This is a genomic window from Paraburkholderia sp. SIMBA_027 (assembly GCF_046535315.1).
Taxonomy (GTDB): domain Bacteria; phylum Pseudomonadota; class Gammaproteobacteria; order Burkholderiales; family Burkholderiaceae; genus Paraburkholderia; species Paraburkholderia tropica.
Map to the genome: position 1 here is coordinate 1 of NZ_JAWRWY010000107.1, position 450 is coordinate 450.

The following is a 450-nucleotide window of genomic DNA, read 5'->3' on the forward strand; positions in this document are numbered from 1 at the left end:
GTCGCGCCGATGAAATAGTTGGAGAAATCGGGGATGTGCGAGGCGACGATGATCAGGTCGGCGCTGTGGGTCTCGGCGGCGGCGAGAATGCCGTTGGCGGGCGGCCCGCGGCCGATCTCGACGCTGGCCGGAATGCCGGTCTTCAGCCGCAGCGCTTCCAGCCGCGTCTTGCCGTCCTTGATGGCGTTCTCGACCAGCTCGACCGGCAGATCGATCGCCACATAGGTCGGGATGTCCTCGACGACATTGAGCAGGATGATCTCGCCGCCCTCGTCGAGCAACGTCGCAGCCTTGCGAAACGACTTCTCGCCGCGGTCGATGGCGCCGATTTCGATGGGAACCAGGATTTTCTTGTACATGTCTTTCGTCCTTATGAGATGCATCCAACCTATCGGAGGAAACATAAGGCGCTTTGACGCGGATCAAGCACCGCATCTCCAGCGTCAACAG

Annotated in this window: 1 protein-coding gene; it reads right to left on the reverse strand. The window is 60.9% G+C overall.

Annotation, left to right across the window (positions count from 1 at the left end; genetic code table 11):
• On the reverse strand, positions 1-359 hold a 359-nt coding region (locus SB764_RS38340; RefSeq protein WP_410866509.1), incomplete at its 3' end, for a universal stress protein.
• Between the last annotated feature and the right edge of the window lie 91 nt (positions 360-450).